At 36.1% G+C, this 16911-nt stretch carries 10 protein-coding genes; 5 read left to right on the plus strand and 5 right to left on the minus strand.

Annotation, left to right across the window (positions count from 1 at the left end; genetic code table 11):
• The first annotated feature begins 25 nt into the window (after window positions 1-25).
• Window positions 26-1459 carry a sulfatase family protein gene (locus tag BW936_RS04610; protein WP_076547122.1) on the plus strand — a complete coding sequence of 478 codons (1434 nt, stop codon included), beginning with the start codon at window positions 26-28 and terminating at the stop codon, window positions 1457-1459.
• Here BW936_RS04610 and BW936_RS04615 read toward each other — a convergent pair whose 3' ends face one another.
• The 4 genes from BW936_RS04615 to BW936_RS04630 form a co-directional block, all read right to left on the minus strand.
• The gene (locus BW936_RS04615) at window positions 1460-4798 is read right to left on the minus strand and encodes a VCBS repeat-containing protein (protein ID WP_076547123.1); all 3339 of its coding nucleotides are present in this window, start codon (window positions 4796-4798) and stop codon (window positions 1460-1462) included. It lies immediately after the preceding gene.
• Between the two features lie 114 nt (window positions 4799-4912).
• Entirely contained in the window at window positions 4913-6487 is a 1575-nt protein-coding gene (locus BW936_RS04620) for a SusD/RagB family nutrient-binding outer membrane lipoprotein (RefSeq protein WP_076547124.1), read from the minus strand.
• A gap of 9 nt (window positions 6488-6496) precedes the next feature.
• Complete coding sequence (locus BW936_RS04625) at window positions 6497-9601, minus strand: SusC/RagA family TonB-linked outer membrane protein (RefSeq protein WP_076547125.1); 3105 nt, start codon at window positions 9599-9601, stop codon at window positions 6497-6499.
• A gap of 148 nt (window positions 9602-9749) precedes the next feature.
• Complete coding sequence (locus BW936_RS04630) at window positions 9750-10877, minus strand: family 10 glycosylhydrolase (RefSeq protein ID WP_076547126.1); 1128 nt, start codon at window positions 10875-10877, stop codon at window positions 9750-9752.
• A gap of 786 nt (window positions 10878-11663) precedes the next feature.
• Between BW936_RS04630 and BW936_RS04635 the strand changes: the two genes are divergently transcribed.
• The 4 genes from BW936_RS04635 (at window position 11664) to BW936_RS04650 (ending at window position 15414) form a co-directional block, all read left to right on the plus strand.
• Complete coding sequence (locus BW936_RS04635) at window positions 11664-12749, plus strand: sensor histidine kinase (RefSeq protein WP_076547127.1); 1086 nt, start codon at window positions 11664-11666, stop codon at window positions 12747-12749.
• On the plus strand, window positions 12746-13459 hold the full coding sequence (locus BW936_RS04640) for a LytR/AlgR family response regulator transcription factor (RefSeq protein WP_076547128.1): 714 nt from the start codon (window positions 12746-12748) through the stop codon (window positions 13457-13459). The genes BW936_RS04635 and BW936_RS04640 overlap by 4 nt, the downstream gene beginning before the upstream one ends.
• A 61-nt stretch (window positions 13460-13520) precedes the next feature.
• Complete coding sequence (locus BW936_RS04645) at window positions 13521-14180, plus strand: tRNA1(Val) (adenine(37)-N6)-methyltransferase (protein WP_084181973.1); 660 nt, start codon at window positions 13521-13523, stop codon at window positions 14178-14180.
• A gap of 55 nt (window positions 14181-14235) precedes the next feature.
• Window positions 14236-15414: an acyl-CoA dehydrogenase family protein gene (locus BW936_RS04650; protein ID WP_076547130.1), complete on the plus strand. Its 1179-nt coding sequence runs from the start codon at window positions 14236-14238 to the stop codon at window positions 15412-15414.
• 140 nt (window positions 15415-15554) lie between these two features.
• Here the strand turns inward: BW936_RS04650 and BW936_RS04655 are convergent, their stop codons facing one another.
• On the minus strand, window positions 15555-16910 hold the full coding sequence (locus BW936_RS04655; protein ID WP_076547131.1) for a GH1 family beta-glucosidase: 1356 nt from the start codon (window positions 16908-16910) through the stop codon (window positions 15555-15557).
• Window position 16911: the final 1 nt, after the last annotated feature.

Here is a 16911-nt window from a genome sequence, read left to right on the forward strand (position 1 = left end):
TTTATGAAAATTAAAAACTAAACTAATGAGTTTAAAATCGTTTTGCTTTGTATTTTTATTTATGGTGTTCTCTAACACTTTAAAAGCTCAGAATACTAAGATTGAAGAAAAAAATAGGCCAAATATAATTTTGATTTTCACAGACGATCAAGGTTATAATGATGTTGGCGTTTTTGGAGCGGATGATATTGATACACCCAACTTAGATCAAATGGCTGCAGACGGAGCCAAACTTACGCATTTTTATGCTGCACAAGCCGTATGTTCAGCTTCAAGAGCTGGTATTTTAACCGGATCGTACCCTAATAGAATAGGAATTCATAATGCCTTTATGCCCAACAGTAAAGTAGGGTTGAATACTGATGAAACAACGCTGGCAGAAATGTTGAAAGCAGAAGGCTATGCCACAGCTATTTTTGGTAAATGGCATTTGGGAGATGCCCAAGAATTTATGCCGAACAATCAAGGTTTTGACGAGTATTTTGGAATCCCTTATTCCAATGATATGTGGCCGCTACACCCGCAGCAAGGTCCTATTTTTGATTTTGGGCCGTTGCCTTTGTATGAGAATCAGAAAGTGATTGATACCTTAACGGATCAAACGAATTTAACTACTAAGATTACCGAGCGTAGTGTTGATTTTATAAACCGCAATAAAGAGAATCCGTTCTTTTTGTATGTTCCGCATCCGCAACCCCATGTACCTTTATTCGTTTCGGATAAATTCAAGGGAAAATCTAAAAGAGGTATGTATGGTGATGTTATTATGGAACTGGATTGGTCTGTTGGTGAAATTATAAAGGCTGTAGATAAAAACGGACTTACCGATAATACGCTGATTATTTTTACTTCTGATAACGGACCTTGGTTAGCATACGGAAATCACTCTGGCAGTGCTTTACCATTTAGGGAAGGCAAAGGTACCGGATGGGAAGGTGGGCAACGAGAGCCATTCATCATAAAATATCCAAAAGGAATAAAAGCGGGAAAAACAATTGAAGCGCCTGTAATGGCGATTGATATTTTACCATCCATTGCCGAACTAACCAACGCTCAATTACCTGAAAAAAAGATTGACGGTAAAAGCGCTTGGTCTTTATTTACAGGTAAGACAGATGAGAGTCCGCAAGAAGCTTATTTCTTTTATTATAGGGTAAACGAGTTGTTTGGTGTGCGCTATGGGAAATGGAAACTGTACTTTCCACATCGATATAGAACCATGAATGGTCAAACACCCGGAAAAGATGGTTTGCCTGGAGAATATAAGATGATTGATTTGGAGCAGATTGAACTTTACAATTTGGAAATTGATGAAAGTGAGACGACCAATGTAGCATCAGCTAACCCAAAAGTGGTAAAAACCATTCAGAAGTTAGCGGATGATATGCGTGAAAAATTAGGCGACTCACTGCTAGATATGGAGGGGAATGAAACAAGGTCTGCAGGGCGAATAGACTAATCAGTTTTTCTGTAGCTCGAAAAATTGTAATATGTCATTGTTATTACCTACTAAGAAATAGTCATTTTGAACATTGCTTATAGTAACTAGTTTTTTAGCATCTTTAGCTGCAAAGAATCCTACTTCTGATCCTCGTTGGGCGGTGAAAGCACCTTTTCCATTTCCAAGCAATAAAATTCCTGTTCCGGCATCGTTTCTTGGGGTTTCTATCTCTGATACGAACAAATTGCCAACAGCAAGCACATCTAAGGCGCCATCGTCATTAAAATCTCTTACAAGCATGTCGTTGAGGTTAGATAGCTGTGCAAGATTTGGCAAGTTGGTCATTTTAAATTGACCGTTGCCTAAATTCTCTATGTAGACCGAAGCAAAGGTGTCTGCACTGTAATGCAAAGAACTTTTTAATTTCTCTTCGCCGTATACATCTTTCAGCTCCATAGAAGCAAAGGCATCATACTTTACTATCTTTTTCTTTAAAGCAGGGATTTGTTCAGACGAACATGAAAACCCTCGTAATGGGTAGTGTTTTTCTTTATTATAATAACCTAATACTATGTCTGCATTTCCGTTGGCATCAAAGTCATTATAGTACACGTCAAAAGGTTTATCTGAACTGGTTTTGTATTTATAGTTTAGCCCTAAATTACCAGCTATGTAATCCATATCACCATCATTATCAAAATCACCTTGTTCTATACTGAACCACCAGCCATAACTAGATTTAAAATCTTCAGTTTCCACTTTGGTTAAATTGCCGTTGGTGTTTTCAAAAGTGGTAATCGGCATCCATTCGCCAACAACCATTAAATCTAGATCTTGATCATTATCATAGTCGCTCCAAACAGCATCTGTAATCATGCCAATATGCAATAATTCCGGAGCTAAGTGTTCAGTATTATTTGATAATTGACCGTTTTCATTTATGAGTAACATACTAGAAGACGGATTTGGGTACTGCTGTGGCGTATGTCTACCACCAACAAAAAGGTCCATATCGCCATCACCATCATAGTCTGCGGATTTTACTATAGACCCACTAATTCTACTCGAATTAAGTATGGCTCCTTTTTTAAAGGTGTCTTTACCTTGATTCAAGTAAATCCTATCGGTATAATGAAAATCATTTTTTGGATATTCGTTACCGCCACTGACAACGTAAAGATCTTTTAGCCCGTCATTATTAATGTCTACAAAAAGGGCGTCTACATCTTCGTACCCAGCTTCTTTTTGCCAGAAAGCGGTCTGACTCTCTTTAAAATTCCCATCTTTTTGTTGAATGAATAGGGTTGGGGCTTGGTTTGCTGCACCGCCAATGTAGAAATCATCTAACCCGTCATTATTGATATCACCAGCAGTTAATGCAGGTCCAAATTGGGAGAGTTTATGGGGTAAAAGTACTTGCTTCTCAAAGTCATCAAACTTGTTTTCTTGATGTTTAAAATCTGCAGGAAAAACATCGGTCATATCTGCAAAAAGATGCTTGTACGGTTTTTGAGTTCTAACTTTTATAGTTTCAGATTCGTTAGAAGAGATTTGTAATAATTGGTTTGCGTGGATTCCTCTTTTGATAGTACTTTTTCCGTTAGGCCAAAGTACCGATAGGCTGTCAACTTTTTCGATGTTATTCAATCCGAAATGCAAGGCAGACTCACTCGTAGAGTATATGCCACGAACATTGGTGGTTTCTAAGGTTTGAGTGCCTTCTGAAGTATATAAGTTCACTCTAACGCCAAAGGTAGGTTTGTTGTTTTCGTCAACTAGTTGAATTCTTAGGTAATTACTGTTCTTGTTGGTTTCTGAATTGTTTCTATAAATAAAGGCCTCACTATTGATGTTGTTGACCACCAAATCTAGGTCGCCATCATTGTCAAGGTCGGCATAGGCGGATCCATTGGAGAACGACTCATGGTCTAAACCCCAATCATTTGATGTATTCTTAAATTCTAAATCGCCCATATTTTGGTAGGCATAGTTTTTTAAAGGTTGGGAAGGAACCATACTCACGGCTTTTTTGAGATCAACAATATCCCAAATGCTTTTTACATTTTTTGCATTCGGATTTTTTTGAAGCCAATTAGCTCTAGTCGTATTAATATAGTTGGCTACATTTTTGTCGGCATCGGTATTTCTAATATCTCTTAATAGTCCGTTGGTGACATAGGTGTCTTTTAATCCGTCGTTATTAAAGTCGGCTATAAGGTTAGACCAGCTCCAATCTGTTGCTGACATGCCGGTAAATTGCGCAATGTTACTGAAAGTTTCGTTACCATTATTCAATTGTAAGGTATTGTACATATACTGAAAGCCACCACCGTCTTCTACTACCTTCCAGAAAGAAGCAATGTTCATGCCGCTCATGTTAGATTTTAATCTGAAGTTATCCTCGGAAACCATATCTAATACAAAAACATCTAAATTTTGGTCATTGTTGATATCGGCAACATCAACCCCCATACTGTAGTAGGAAGTTTGTTTTAAAGCACTTTTTTCTGCGCTAGTAAATGTACCGTCTTGATTGTTGAGAAATAGAAAATCTGGAGCGTAAAAATCATTGGCAATATAGAGGTCTGTCCATCCGTCATTATTAATATCACTTGCTGAAACTGCATTGGGGAAACCGGTTTTGTCAATACCCGCAATTTTAGATACGTCTTCAAATGTATCTCCATTGTTTTTGTAAAGTTTCAGTGCATATTGGGAGATGATTAAATTGTCTGGTCTGTGGTATTTGGAAAGACTGCCTGGGTTGGGTGGTTGTGTTAACAGGAAAAGATCTAAGAGTCCGTCTTTATTAAAATCTAAAAAGGTGGCATGTCTAGTTCTTTCGGTATTTGCAATAAAAAAATCCTCAGCTTTTTCATCAAAGGTACCATCACCTTTATTTAAGTATAGTAGATTTCTGCGCCATTCTGGATTTTCATCATATAGCTCTCTGCTTACATAAATATCTAAGAAACCGTCATTATTGATGTCTGCAACCGTTACACCGGTAGACCATCCATCAAAATTTTTAATACCTGCTTTTTTCGTAACATCTTCAAAAGTTAAATCACCTTTGTTGATATACAATTTATCAGGAACTATATTACCAGCGAAGAAAATATCTTCTAGTCCATCATTATTAAAATCACCGACGCCAACACCAGCACCGCCATAGAAATTGGCATAGGCGAAGATGTTTTTATTCTTATCATCTTCAATACTATTGTTGAAGCCAACACCGGTTTCATCTGATGATAATAGTGTGAATAATTTTGTATTCTGTTTATTGTCTTTAGGAGCTTCTTTACAACATAAAAAAAGCAACGAACAAATGTATACTAAATGGCTGGTTTTCATGCTTACAAGATACTATTTTAAACAAAAAAAAGGAGAGTTTCCTCTCCTTTTCATACTCAATAAAAATTAACATAAATAAATTAAAACGGTGTAAGGTTTTAATTACATTTAGTATTATTCAACATCCCACCATACTCTGGTAGTAAGGACATCTGGACCTTGTGCAGCTATTGCAGCAGCATAATTATCAGGATTATTACTTTGCTCGCTTTCAGAATACGTAAGTCTTCTTGGAATTGTTCCGTTTGTTACATTTCCAGGATAATTTACAGGGGTAAGAACAGGGAAACCGGTTCTTCTCCAATTAGAAAATGTTTCATATTCATTTAAAAAAGTGGCAACCCAATATTGTGTGTTAATCTGCTCTATAGCATTGTTAGCGTCATATGGGTTTGCTGTAAGGTAATCGGTAATATCTGAATCTGAAATGATACCTGCATCACCATAAAGTGATAATTGTTTCATTGCTGCGGTAACGCCATTGTTGTAATGGGTGGCGGCATCTCCTGCAAGACCCCAACGAACATTTGCTTCGGCTAACATGAATTCAACTTCTGCATATGTTTGAAAAATCATCGGAGAAGTTTCTGAAGTAACCAATAAGCGATTAGGTTCTGAATAGTCATTTAAATTACTGAATAGATTATCTAAATCAACATTTTGGTCATTTAGCATTTCATTGTCATTACCATTGGCTAAACCTCTTTGAGAATCAAAATCCAACCTTTCAGCAACAGTTCTATCTTCTCTGAAGTCTTCAACATAGGTGCCTGGGTTATCAGGAAGATCTTCTTTGAAAATAATTTTCTCTGCAGGCAAAGAAGCTAAGACAGTCAACCTTGGGTCGTTATTGTCTTGTAATAAGTTGATAAAGGTGTCACTCATTCTTGGGTTAGAATCGGCAGTAAATACTTCGCCTAAACCATTTTTATTATTAACATCATGAGTTAGATAAAAGATATCTTCATTAGAGGTCATAACTCCACCAGCGATGGCCTTGGTAACCCATGCTTGGGAAGCGGTAGGGTCAACTTTTACCAAACGTAGTCCTAAACGCAACATTAATGAATTTGCTAGTTTTTTCCATTTAGTCTGATCACCATTATAAATAACATCTGCAGCACCAAAGCCAGAAGTTCCAGTACCTAATGCGGCTGCAGCTTCCTCTAGTTCATTTAGCAAATCAGGATAAATTTCACTTTGCGCATCGTATTTTGGTAAAAATATTTCATCAAGTACAGCTTTACCTGCTTCACTATAAGGCACATCACCATATAGGTCAGTAATTCTTGAAAACGCAAATACACGTAGAATTCTAACAATTGATTTCATTTCTTCCGGTGCCTCTTCTTCGTCTAACTGAACTTGTAGGTCTACGATGGTCTTAATGGCATTTTCGTAATAACGATCTAAAAGAGATGAAGCGTACCCTTTATTCCAGGTATATTTATCTCCACTCCAGTAACCAGCTGTTGTTGCTACGTGCTGCATCATTGTTGATTGATAGATCATTCCTGCTCTCCAGTTATCATAACGCTCACTAGATATAAACTTCATTACCGAAGTAAGCTTATTACTAGCTGCAACTTGATTGGGTTTTGTTGGATTAACGTTTAATTCCTCAAAGCCGTCATCACATGCACCAACAGAAAGTAGTGCGAATAGTAGTATGTATATTGATTTTTTCATAGTTCTTTATTAAAACTTTACGTTAATAGTTAGACCATAACTCCTAGATGTTGGAACTCCAAAATATTCCAAACCTTGAGAATTACCTGCAGTGTAAGCACTTTCTGGGTCAATATTATCAACACTTCTTGAGATGTAAAATAAGTTAGAGGCGATTAGCGAAACATTTACATTAGTTAAGAAAATATTTTCTAAAGATTTCTCTGGTAAAGAATATCCTATGCTTAATTGTCTGAACTTGATATAATCTGAATCTTCAACAAATTCCTCTGCAATGTCAGCTATTTCACCGTAATATGTAGCTAGGTTTTCAGGAGCAACGGTAGTTGTAAATGCTTGACCGGTTGCTTCGTCAATACCAGAAACGGATAAGCCATTTTCTCTTCCTTCTAAAGTGTTTTTATGTAATCCGTTACCATATAGAGTGGTGTTTGTTCCAGAAAATATCTGTCCACCAAATTTACCATCTATTAAGAAGTTCATGTTGAAGTTCTTGTATCTAAATGAGTTTGTGAAGCCGAGTGTTAAAGGGGGTACACCTTCACCTAGTATTTTACGCTCGCCTTCTACAGCTCTTGGTACACCATCACCGTCAATTTCATAAATAATTGTTCCATTAGCATCGCGCTCGTATGATACACCAAAGATAGTACCATAGGTTTCTCCTACGATATGGGTAATACGTACATTCTGAGTTCTAGGCTCGTCAAGGTTAACGCTTGAGTCAACATCATCAGTAGCAACTACAAGACCTTCGTTATATGCTCCATTAACGGTCATATTCCATGAAAAATCATTAGTTCTTATTGGTGATCCACTTACTAAGAATTCAAATCCTTTATTGGTTATTTGACCTAAGTTAGCACTTGCACCAGAATATCCTGAGTATACTGAAGTGGCAACATCCACGATATCATTGGTAGTTTCATTACTATAGTATGCCAAGTCAAAAGAAAGTCTATTATTGAATAGTCTCATATCCAAACCAATTTCTGTTTCGCTTTTACTGAATGCTACTAAATTTGCATTAGGTACGGTACTACCAGAAATTCTACCCAAAGGTTGGTTGTTGATTGGATTTCCAAAAATTTCATAGGTCAAAGCCAATGAATATGCATCTTGAGCACCGCCGGCTACTTCAGAGTAACCACCTCTTAATTTTAAGAAGTTGATAAAAGAAGGCATTGGTAAAGCTTCAGATAATATTAAACTACCATTAACTGACGGATAAAAATCTGAATTAGGAGTAGTTTTGCCTGGGAACGATAAAGTAGAGAACCAGTCATTTCTGCCTGTAAAGGTTACATAAGCCCAACGATCATAAGATAATTCTAAAGAACCGTAAACAGATCCTATTTTTCGTTCAGAGTATTCTCTGCTTCTTGATTGGGTAACAGTGTTACCTATATCTTCTAAGCCTGGTACAATAAAATCATTACCACCTAAAAATAAATTTTCTGATTTAATGTGGTTGTTGTTAGCACCAACTAGGGCAGAAATAGCAAATTTGTCTGTAATATCTTTTTCTGCTGATAAGATTAAATCGGCATCAACTTGGTTATATCTTCTTTCTTCTTCATTAATACCTCCTAAAGGTTTGTAAGCGGTACCAAAAGGTTCTACAGATGTTCTTCTAATTACATCATGGTCAATACCAACTCTACCAGTTAAGGAAAGCCAGTCTAAAATATCATAACGTAAAGAAGTTGAAGCTATAATTCTATTTCTTACATCGTTATTATTGAAATTGTAAGCTGCAAAATATGGATTGGTAGAGAAAGTGTTAGATGAAAACGATCTTTCTGACCCATCTGTATTCGTTGCCGGTAATAATGAAGTTACGTCAATATTGCCCGGTAAAAGTGCAACCGAGAAGTTTGCGTTACCTGGCGAATCTGAAAGGCGAGGTCTATTTTTAACCTTTTCGATGATATATTTAGCATTGACGCTGCTTGTAAGCTTATCGGCTAAAATGGCGCTTGAGTTTATAGAAAATGATTTTCTGTTTAATCCCGCATTAGGTAACACATCTTCATTGTTTAAATCTGAAGCAGATAGCCTATATGTTAAATTTTCAGTAGCACTTGTAATGGCTACAGTGTTAATTAATGTTGAACCGCTTCTGTAGAATTTATCTACATTATTTCCATTGTAGGAATATGGTCTAGAAACACCATCAAATTGTACCGAATTAACACCGTCAAAAGCTTCTCCCCAAGAAGAGCTTCCGGCATCTAATGCTGCACTCTGAGATCCAGGGCGTACACCTCTAACACCTTGTCCGTATTCAGTTTGAAAATCCTGTAAATCCGTATTTACCTTATCAAAAGTAACGGAACTACTGAATTCAACACCAAAACCTTCTTGACCTTTACCAGATTTAGTAGTAACAATAATTACACCTCCTGCTGCACGAGAACCGTATAATGCGGATGCAGCACCACCTTTAAGAACTGAAATAGATTCGATGTCGTCTGGATTTAAACTAGAAATACCATCACCGCCATCTGATCCTCCCCATAAACTGGCAGAACCATTATTTCCATTACCGATAGGAATACCATCAACTACATAAAGTGGTTGGTTGTTACCAGATAATGAACTTGCACCTCTAATTACAACTCTACTAGAACCGGCAGCACCCGTTGCATTTTGGGAAATGTTTACACCGGCAATCTTACCCTGTAAAGAGTTAATCGCATTTGGTGTTTTAATGGTCGAAATCTCCTCGGCATCAACTTCTGTTAGGGAATAGCCTAAAGCCTTGGTTTCTTTTCGTATACCTAAGGCGGTAACAACTACTTCATCTAATTGGCTAGCGTCTTCTGCGATAGAAGTATTAACGATTGATCTGCCGTTAATACTAACTTCTTTAGTCTTATAACCTAAAGAGGAGAAAACTAAAGTTGCATTCGCATCAACATTAATAGCATAATTTCCATCAAAATCGGTGGAGGTACCATTTGACGTGCCTTTTTCAACTACGTTAACACCTGGCAAAGGTGATCCTGTATCATCTGTGACAACACCGGATACGTTTTTGTCTTGACCAGTTACTGCTTGAAAAAATAACAGTAATGTTAGGGTCAAAAAACTTAATAATTTTTTGTTCATAAATAATTGAGTTAAGTTAGATTGTATAAAATACGAGCTCAAGGTGTGCCTTATTCGACGCAATTGCTGAATATTTTCGACAAATAACTGTTGTGAAAAGCTTAACAACGTGTTAATAAAACGTAAAAATTTATAAATTAAACGATAATCACTGTTTTTGTGATGATTTTATTATCTGCCATTGTTCCTCTGTAATTGCTGGTCCGTCAAAGAAAGAAACTCCGTTTGCCCCATTATTTTTTGCTTGTTGAATGGCTTCTTTCAATTGCTCTGCAGACATCTGTGGTACATATATACCAGTATGTAATTCGGTATTCCTTCCTTTTAAATCTTCTACGCCTTGTTTGGTGGCATAGCCGATCCAGTCAATTTCTTCGTTGTAAAATTTATTGTATATCATAGGTAAAACAGCATCTATATTCCATTTATCCCATCGCTGACGTACCATATGATCCGCCATTTCTGGATAAGGAAATACGGCTGCGGTCAATATCTTTCCGTTTTCGTGGGTAATTTTATAGGCTTCGTCTACTATGGCTTTTACTTTGTTTAATCTAAAATTCTTCCATTCCATGTCAATGGATGGATTGCTAAAGTCTTTAGGATTTTTATGATGTAATTTTTCAAATTCAGAGGTGCATACATCGCAATAGCAAAAGTCATATCTTGGTAGTTCCGTTTCTTGTTTTAAATCATATTTTGGAAGCAAACCAATAGGAAGAAAGATATCTGAATATCTAATGTAATCTAAATGAAAACTGGCTACGCCCTCTACTTTAGACAATCCTTCAATTAAACTAAGAATGTGTTCCCTTGATTCTTTTCGTGTTGGGCAAAGCCATTTATAATACCCTACATAAGGTGGTTCGTCATAGCAAGATTTTCCATCTCTACTTACAGCATACCATTCTGGGTGTTGTTCTGCAATTTTATCCCCAGGACGGTTTATGGTAAACATCCACGCATGAACTTCTAGGTTGTATTTTTTGGCGATAGGTACCAATCTAGCAAGTAACTCTGGGTCACCATTAGTGTTAATTAAGAGAGCTTGTAGACCATTCTCGCTATACTTTTTAAACTCTTCGTTAAAAGATTCGTCTGATCTAGTCTTGTTTGCTGTTATCCAAGTCCAAAACTTAAAGTCCTTTTCTTTGTTTAACGAATTTTCACTGGTTTTAGGCTCTTTACTTTTCTCTTGTGATTTTGTTTCACAAGAAATAGAGAGACTTAAAATAATAAATGTTACTAATGGAATGAACTTAGTTAAATGTTTCATGATGGGTTTCTATTTTTCGTCTGTATAATTAATTGAATATAAAGGGGTTTAATTTTCTGTTTTAAAAAGTCAAAACTATGCTTTTCTATAATCTGTATCTCTGTTTGTACGGTAATTATTTTGGCATGTTTCTGTTGTTTATTATCATTTGCTCAACATATTGTAGTATGATTTTTAAGCTATATAATGTTCTTGGATGTGGCGTTAGAGCTATTCTTGTTCGGTTTATGCATCCTAGCATAATTTATTAGCAACATAACCAAAAAGCTCCAAGCACCATTAGGGTACTTACCTATACCTAATGCCGTTTTATTACCATGTTTAAAAGCTTACGTCTTTTTTTAGCTCAAAAATGGTGGCTATTTATGGTAGGAATAAAAGAGGGGTCACCGTTTTTTTATATTCCGATGATTTTGTTTTAAGTAAGACCAGGATTTTTTTTTATTAATGATAGTGTGGATGTTAAGCATAATCAATATTAAATGTGATAGAATTTGGAAAGTAACATGGTTGCTTTACCTCTATATTCTAATTAAACCGGTTAGAACAACTATATAAAAAGGGTTAAATTTTATATTTTAAACCCTATTATTGTTAATCTCCTTTTAAAACGGAGTTAAGCTATTGTTGTTTTTAAGTACTTTTAGCAACAATTAAGCCTTTTTTGCTATTCTAATATTTAGGCTGAATATTTATAAATTTTTTTTTAATCGGAATGTTTTTAGCCTAACAACAAAAAAATGAAGCCTAACGTCAGATTATGTATAGAAAAATTGTTTGTAGCCGATGGATATTAGATTGATCAAGTTTTTACGCAAACCTAAGTTTTTTGGGACAAGTGATATTAAACTTTGGCACCATTTTCTATTTTGGTCGATTTACTTCATTTTCAATACTTTTCGTTGGACATTTATTCATGACGATTTTCTACTTTCTTTACGTACCAATTTAATTGGTTTTCCTATTCACATGTTTTTGGCGTATTTAAATGCGTATTACTTAATGCCCAAATTCATTTATAGAAAAAAGTACGTTCAATACACTATATTCATTTTCTTATCCTTGTTTATAATGCTCTTGGTAAAGTTTAATCTTACCTATTTTTTGGTGAGTACCGATGTAATGCCAGAAGGGCCGGAAGTAATAAGTACATTGACCATTGGTTATGCTGTACAAACTATGATCGGCGAGGTGTACGTAATTTCATTCTTTACTGCAATTAAACTGACAATAGATTGGCTTAGAGAGAGTAGTAAGCTTCATGATCTGGAAAAACGCCAATTAAAAACAGAACTTCGTTTTTTAAGGTCGCAGGTTTCTCCACATTTTTTCTTTAATACCTTAAATAATATATACTCTTTAACTTTAGAAAAATCTGATCAGGCGCCAGAGGTTATTTTAAAATTATCTGAATTAATGCGCTATCTGTTGTATGCGACTAAAAAGCAACGTCAAGATTTAACGAGTGAAATTAATTGTATTAGAAATTATATAGATTTGGAACGTATTAGGTTCGATGATTCTTTGAAGATAGATATGAATATTTCAGGTGACCTTATGAATTGTAAAATCCCACCTATGTTGCTGATTCCGTTTATAGAGAATTGTTTTAAACATGGCGCAAATAAAAATATTGGGGAGATGAAGATAGTTATTGATATCCATGTTGATAATGATTATATGGATTTTAAAGTATCTAATTCTATACCATTGGTTAATAAAGAATATGTTTACCCAGTGAAAAGAGGAGGAATAGGCCTATCTAATGTGAAAAAACGTTTAGAGTTAGGGTATGGTAAGAACGATTACGATTTAAAGATTTTCGAAGAGAATAAAATGTTCAATGTATTTTTAAAGCTTAAGGTAGTATGATTTTGAAAGTAATAGTAGTAGATGATGAACCATTGGCGGTAAATGTGATTAAAAACTATATAGAAAGAGTAAAAGAATTGCAACTTGTGGGTACTTTTTCTAATGCCTTAGATGCATCTACTTTTTTAAGAGATCATCAAGTAGATATTATGTTTTTAGATATTAATATGCCTTTTCTAAATGGGTTAGAGTTTTTAAGCACTCTTCATAATAAACCATTTGTTATTATGACCACAGCTCATGAAGAACACGCATTAAAAAGCTTTGAACTTCAGGCAATAGACTATTTGGTAAAACCAATTTCATTGCCCCGTTTCTTTAAGTCCGTAGATCGTGTTATAGGTCTAAAGAAAGGTGCTAGTTCTGGTAGTTCAGATAAGGATGAGAAGCCATCTATTTTTGTGAAAGTCGATAAAAAGAAACTTCAGAAGATATATTTAGATGAAATTATGGTTATAGAAAGCCTTAAGGATTACATCAGAATTATCACCCCCACAGATAAATATATTATTCATAGAACGCTAAGTAGTTTTACCGATGAGCTTCCTGGAGATAATTTTATTAGAATTCATCGGTCATACACTATTGCAGTAGACAAAGTTAGTGTTGTTGAAGGGAATAGTGTAGAAATTGGCGGTATTAGATATACCATTGGTAGAAGCTATTTGGCAGATGCAAAAAGTAGAATTTTGAATGATTTAACGGATTAGGAAGGCATTGAGCAATATTTTTAGATTTAAACAATTCAGTATCAATCAAGACCGTAGTGCTATGAAAATTGGGACGGACGGAGTACTGCTTGGTGCTTGGACTAGAGTAGGTCATAACCCAAATGCTATTCTTGATATTGGTGCCGGCACAGGTGTGGTCGCATTAATGTTGGCGCAAAGAAGCAACGCTGAGGTAATTGATGCCTTAGAAATAGATGCAGATGCCTATGAGCAATGTGTAGAGAATTTTGAAATGTCCCCTTGGGGAAATCGGTTATACTGTTATCACGCAGGACTAGATGAGTTTGTAGAGGAAATTGAAGATCAATATGAATTGATCGTCTGTAATCCACCATTTTATTCAGAAACGGTTACTTCTGGAAGCGTACAGCGGGATCGGGCAAGACAAAATGAGTTTCTTCCTTTTGACGAACTATTAACAGGGGTAGCAAAGTTATTAGCTGAAAATGGCGTGTTCACCACAATTATACCTTTTAAGGAAAAAGATGATTTTGTGGAAATGGCTTCAGGTCTAGGGTTGTTCCTAAATGAATGCTTGCAAGTAAAAGGAAATGCTACCTCAGCTATAAAACGAACGTTATTAAATTTTTCACGTCAAGAGAAAGTATGCAAAACAGTGGAGTTAATTATAGAAAGTGACAGACATCAGTATACCACTGATTATGTGAATTTAACCAAAGAATTTTATTTAAAAATGTAACTTAATCAATCAGTAATGTTGTATTTCTTTATTTATCTTTGGTAAAACCATAGTTATGAGACCAGATTTATTTGAAGCACCAGACTACTACAATTTAGACGATTTACTTTCTGAAGAACATTTGCTAGTCCGTGATGCCGCACGCCAGTGGGTGAAGCGGGATATATCTCCGATCATTGAGGAATATGCCCAAAAGGCAGAGTTTCCAAAGCAGATTATTAAAGGTCTTGCAGAAATTGGTGCTTTTGGACCCTATATTCCGGTGGAGTATGGTGGTGCTGGGTTGGATCAAATAAGTTACGGCCTCATCATGCAAGAAATTGAAAGAGGGGATAGTGGTGTTCGTTCTACGGCATCTGTACAATCTTCTTTGGTGATGTACCCAATTTATACCTACGGGACAGCGGAACAACGTAAAAAATACTTGCCAAAATTAGCTTCTGGCGAATGGATGGGTTCTTTTGGTTTAACGGAGCCTAACCACGGTTCTAACCCTAGTGGTATGGAAACCAGGTACAAAGATATGGGCGACCATTATTTGCTAAACGGTGCCAAACTTTGGATTTCAAATTCACCATTTTGTGATATAGCCGTAGTTTGGGCCAAAAATGAAGAAGGTCGTATTCACGGTTTAATCGTGGAACGTGGTATGGAAGGATTTACTACGCCAGAAACGCATAATAAATGGTCACTTAGAGCATCGGCAACTGGTGAATTGATTTTTGATAATGTAAAAGTTCCAAAGGAGAATCTGCTACCAAATAAATCTGGACTAGGGGCGCCGTTAGGTTGTTTAGATTCTGCAAGATTTGGTATTGCATGGGGAGCAATCGGTGCGGCAATGGATTGCTATGATACGGCATTAAAATATGCAAAAGAACGAATTCAATTTGGTAAACCTATTGCTGCGACACAATTGCAGCAAAAGAAACTGGCAGAAATGATTACAGAGATTACCAAAGCGCAATTATTGGCTTTTCGTTTAGGGCAATTGAAGAATCAAGGCAGAGCTACCTCGGCCCAAATATCTATGGCGAAAAGAAACAATGTGGAGATGGCCATTAACATAGCTCGCGAAGCTAGACAGGTTCTTGGTGGTATGGGCATTACCGGCGAATACAGTATAATGCGCCATATGATGAATTTAGAAAGCGTAATTACCTATGAGGGTACGCATGATATTCATTTGTTGATTACAGGTGCCGATATTACGGGTATGCCTGCTTTTCAATAAAGTAACAATTTGGTATAATTACCTTAATACAGAATAAAGAGCGTACCAGTACCTTTGAATAGTGCAAGTAAGATGGATGCATATTTTTTTGGATAAAAGCTTAAGCCGATGGGAGCATCGGCTTTTTTTGTGCCTTTATTTTAGCTGGATAGGAATTTAGAAAACCATTTTCCAGATTCTTTAATTGTTCTTTTTAATGTATTGAAATCAATGTGAACCAATCCGAATCTTGGGCGATAGCCTTCTGCCCATTCAAAGTTATCTGTAAAAGTCCACACGAAATAACCGTGTATATTTAAACCTTCTTTTTTTGCCTTTAAAACTTGAGTTAAATAACGGTGTAGAAAGTTGATCCGTTTCGTATCGGTAATGTTGATACCATCTATCTTGTCTTTAAATGCGGCTCCATTCTCGGTGAGAATTATTTTTTTTATCTGAGGATAGTTACTATATTTTTTAATTATATTGTAAATGCTAGGTGGGTACACTTCCCAATCCATCAACATGGTCTGTACATTTCGTTTACTTGCTTTTACAATCTTGGCTCTTATGTAGGGTACCAAAAGATTGTATTTTACTTTTTCTCGCGTATAGTTCTGAATCCCGATAAAATCAAAATCGAACTTACAATCATCCATATCAGTAGATTGAATGTAGGGTTGAAGCTTTTTTAGTACTGGAGCTTCATTTGTAGGGTAACCTAGACCAAATGCTGGCTCAATAAATAAACGATTGAGTAAGGCATCTACTTTAACAGCCGTTTTTCTGTCGCGCTCATTTTGTCTGTAAGGCGTAATCTGCGAACATGAAAATGTGGTTCCTATGTTGGCATTGGGTACTAGCTTCCGAAGTATTCTACCACCTTCTGCTTGACAAAGAACAGCGTGGTGCGTAGCGGGTAGAAAATTCTTTAAGCCTTTCTTTCCAGGTGCATGTACTCCTAAAAAATATCCGGCAACGGTAAAGACCATGGGTTCGTTCAAGACCATCCAATTTTTTACACGGTCGCCAAAAGCATTAGCACAGATTTTGGTGAATTCTGAAAACCATTGAATAATGTTCCTGTTGGTCCATCCTCCTTTGTTTTCTAGTATCTGAGGTAAATCCCAATGATATAGGGTAACCCAAGAGGTAATTTCGTTTTCTAGGCAAAAGTCTATTACCTTATTATAGAAATCTACACCTGCGGCATTTATGGTTCCAACGCCATAAGGTAAAATTCTGGTCCATGATATTGAAAAACGGTAGTTATCAATATTCATGGACTTCATTAAAAGAATATCTTCCTTGTACTTATGGTAAAAGTCGCAGGAGACATTTGCGTGGTCTCCATTATGAATCATTTTTGGGGTGTGGGTAAACTTATCCCAAATGGATGGTCCTTTACCATCTGCATCATAACCGCCTTCAATTTGATATGCTGCAGTTGATACGCCCCAAATAAAATTCTTACCAAAATCTGATGCGTTCAAAAAGGATTCTTTTTGTTCTTTCAAA

The sequence above is a fragment of the Maribacter ulvicola genome (assembly GCF_900155985.1).
GTDB lineage: Bacteria > Bacteroidota > Bacteroidia > Flavobacteriales > Flavobacteriaceae > Maribacter > Maribacter ulvicola.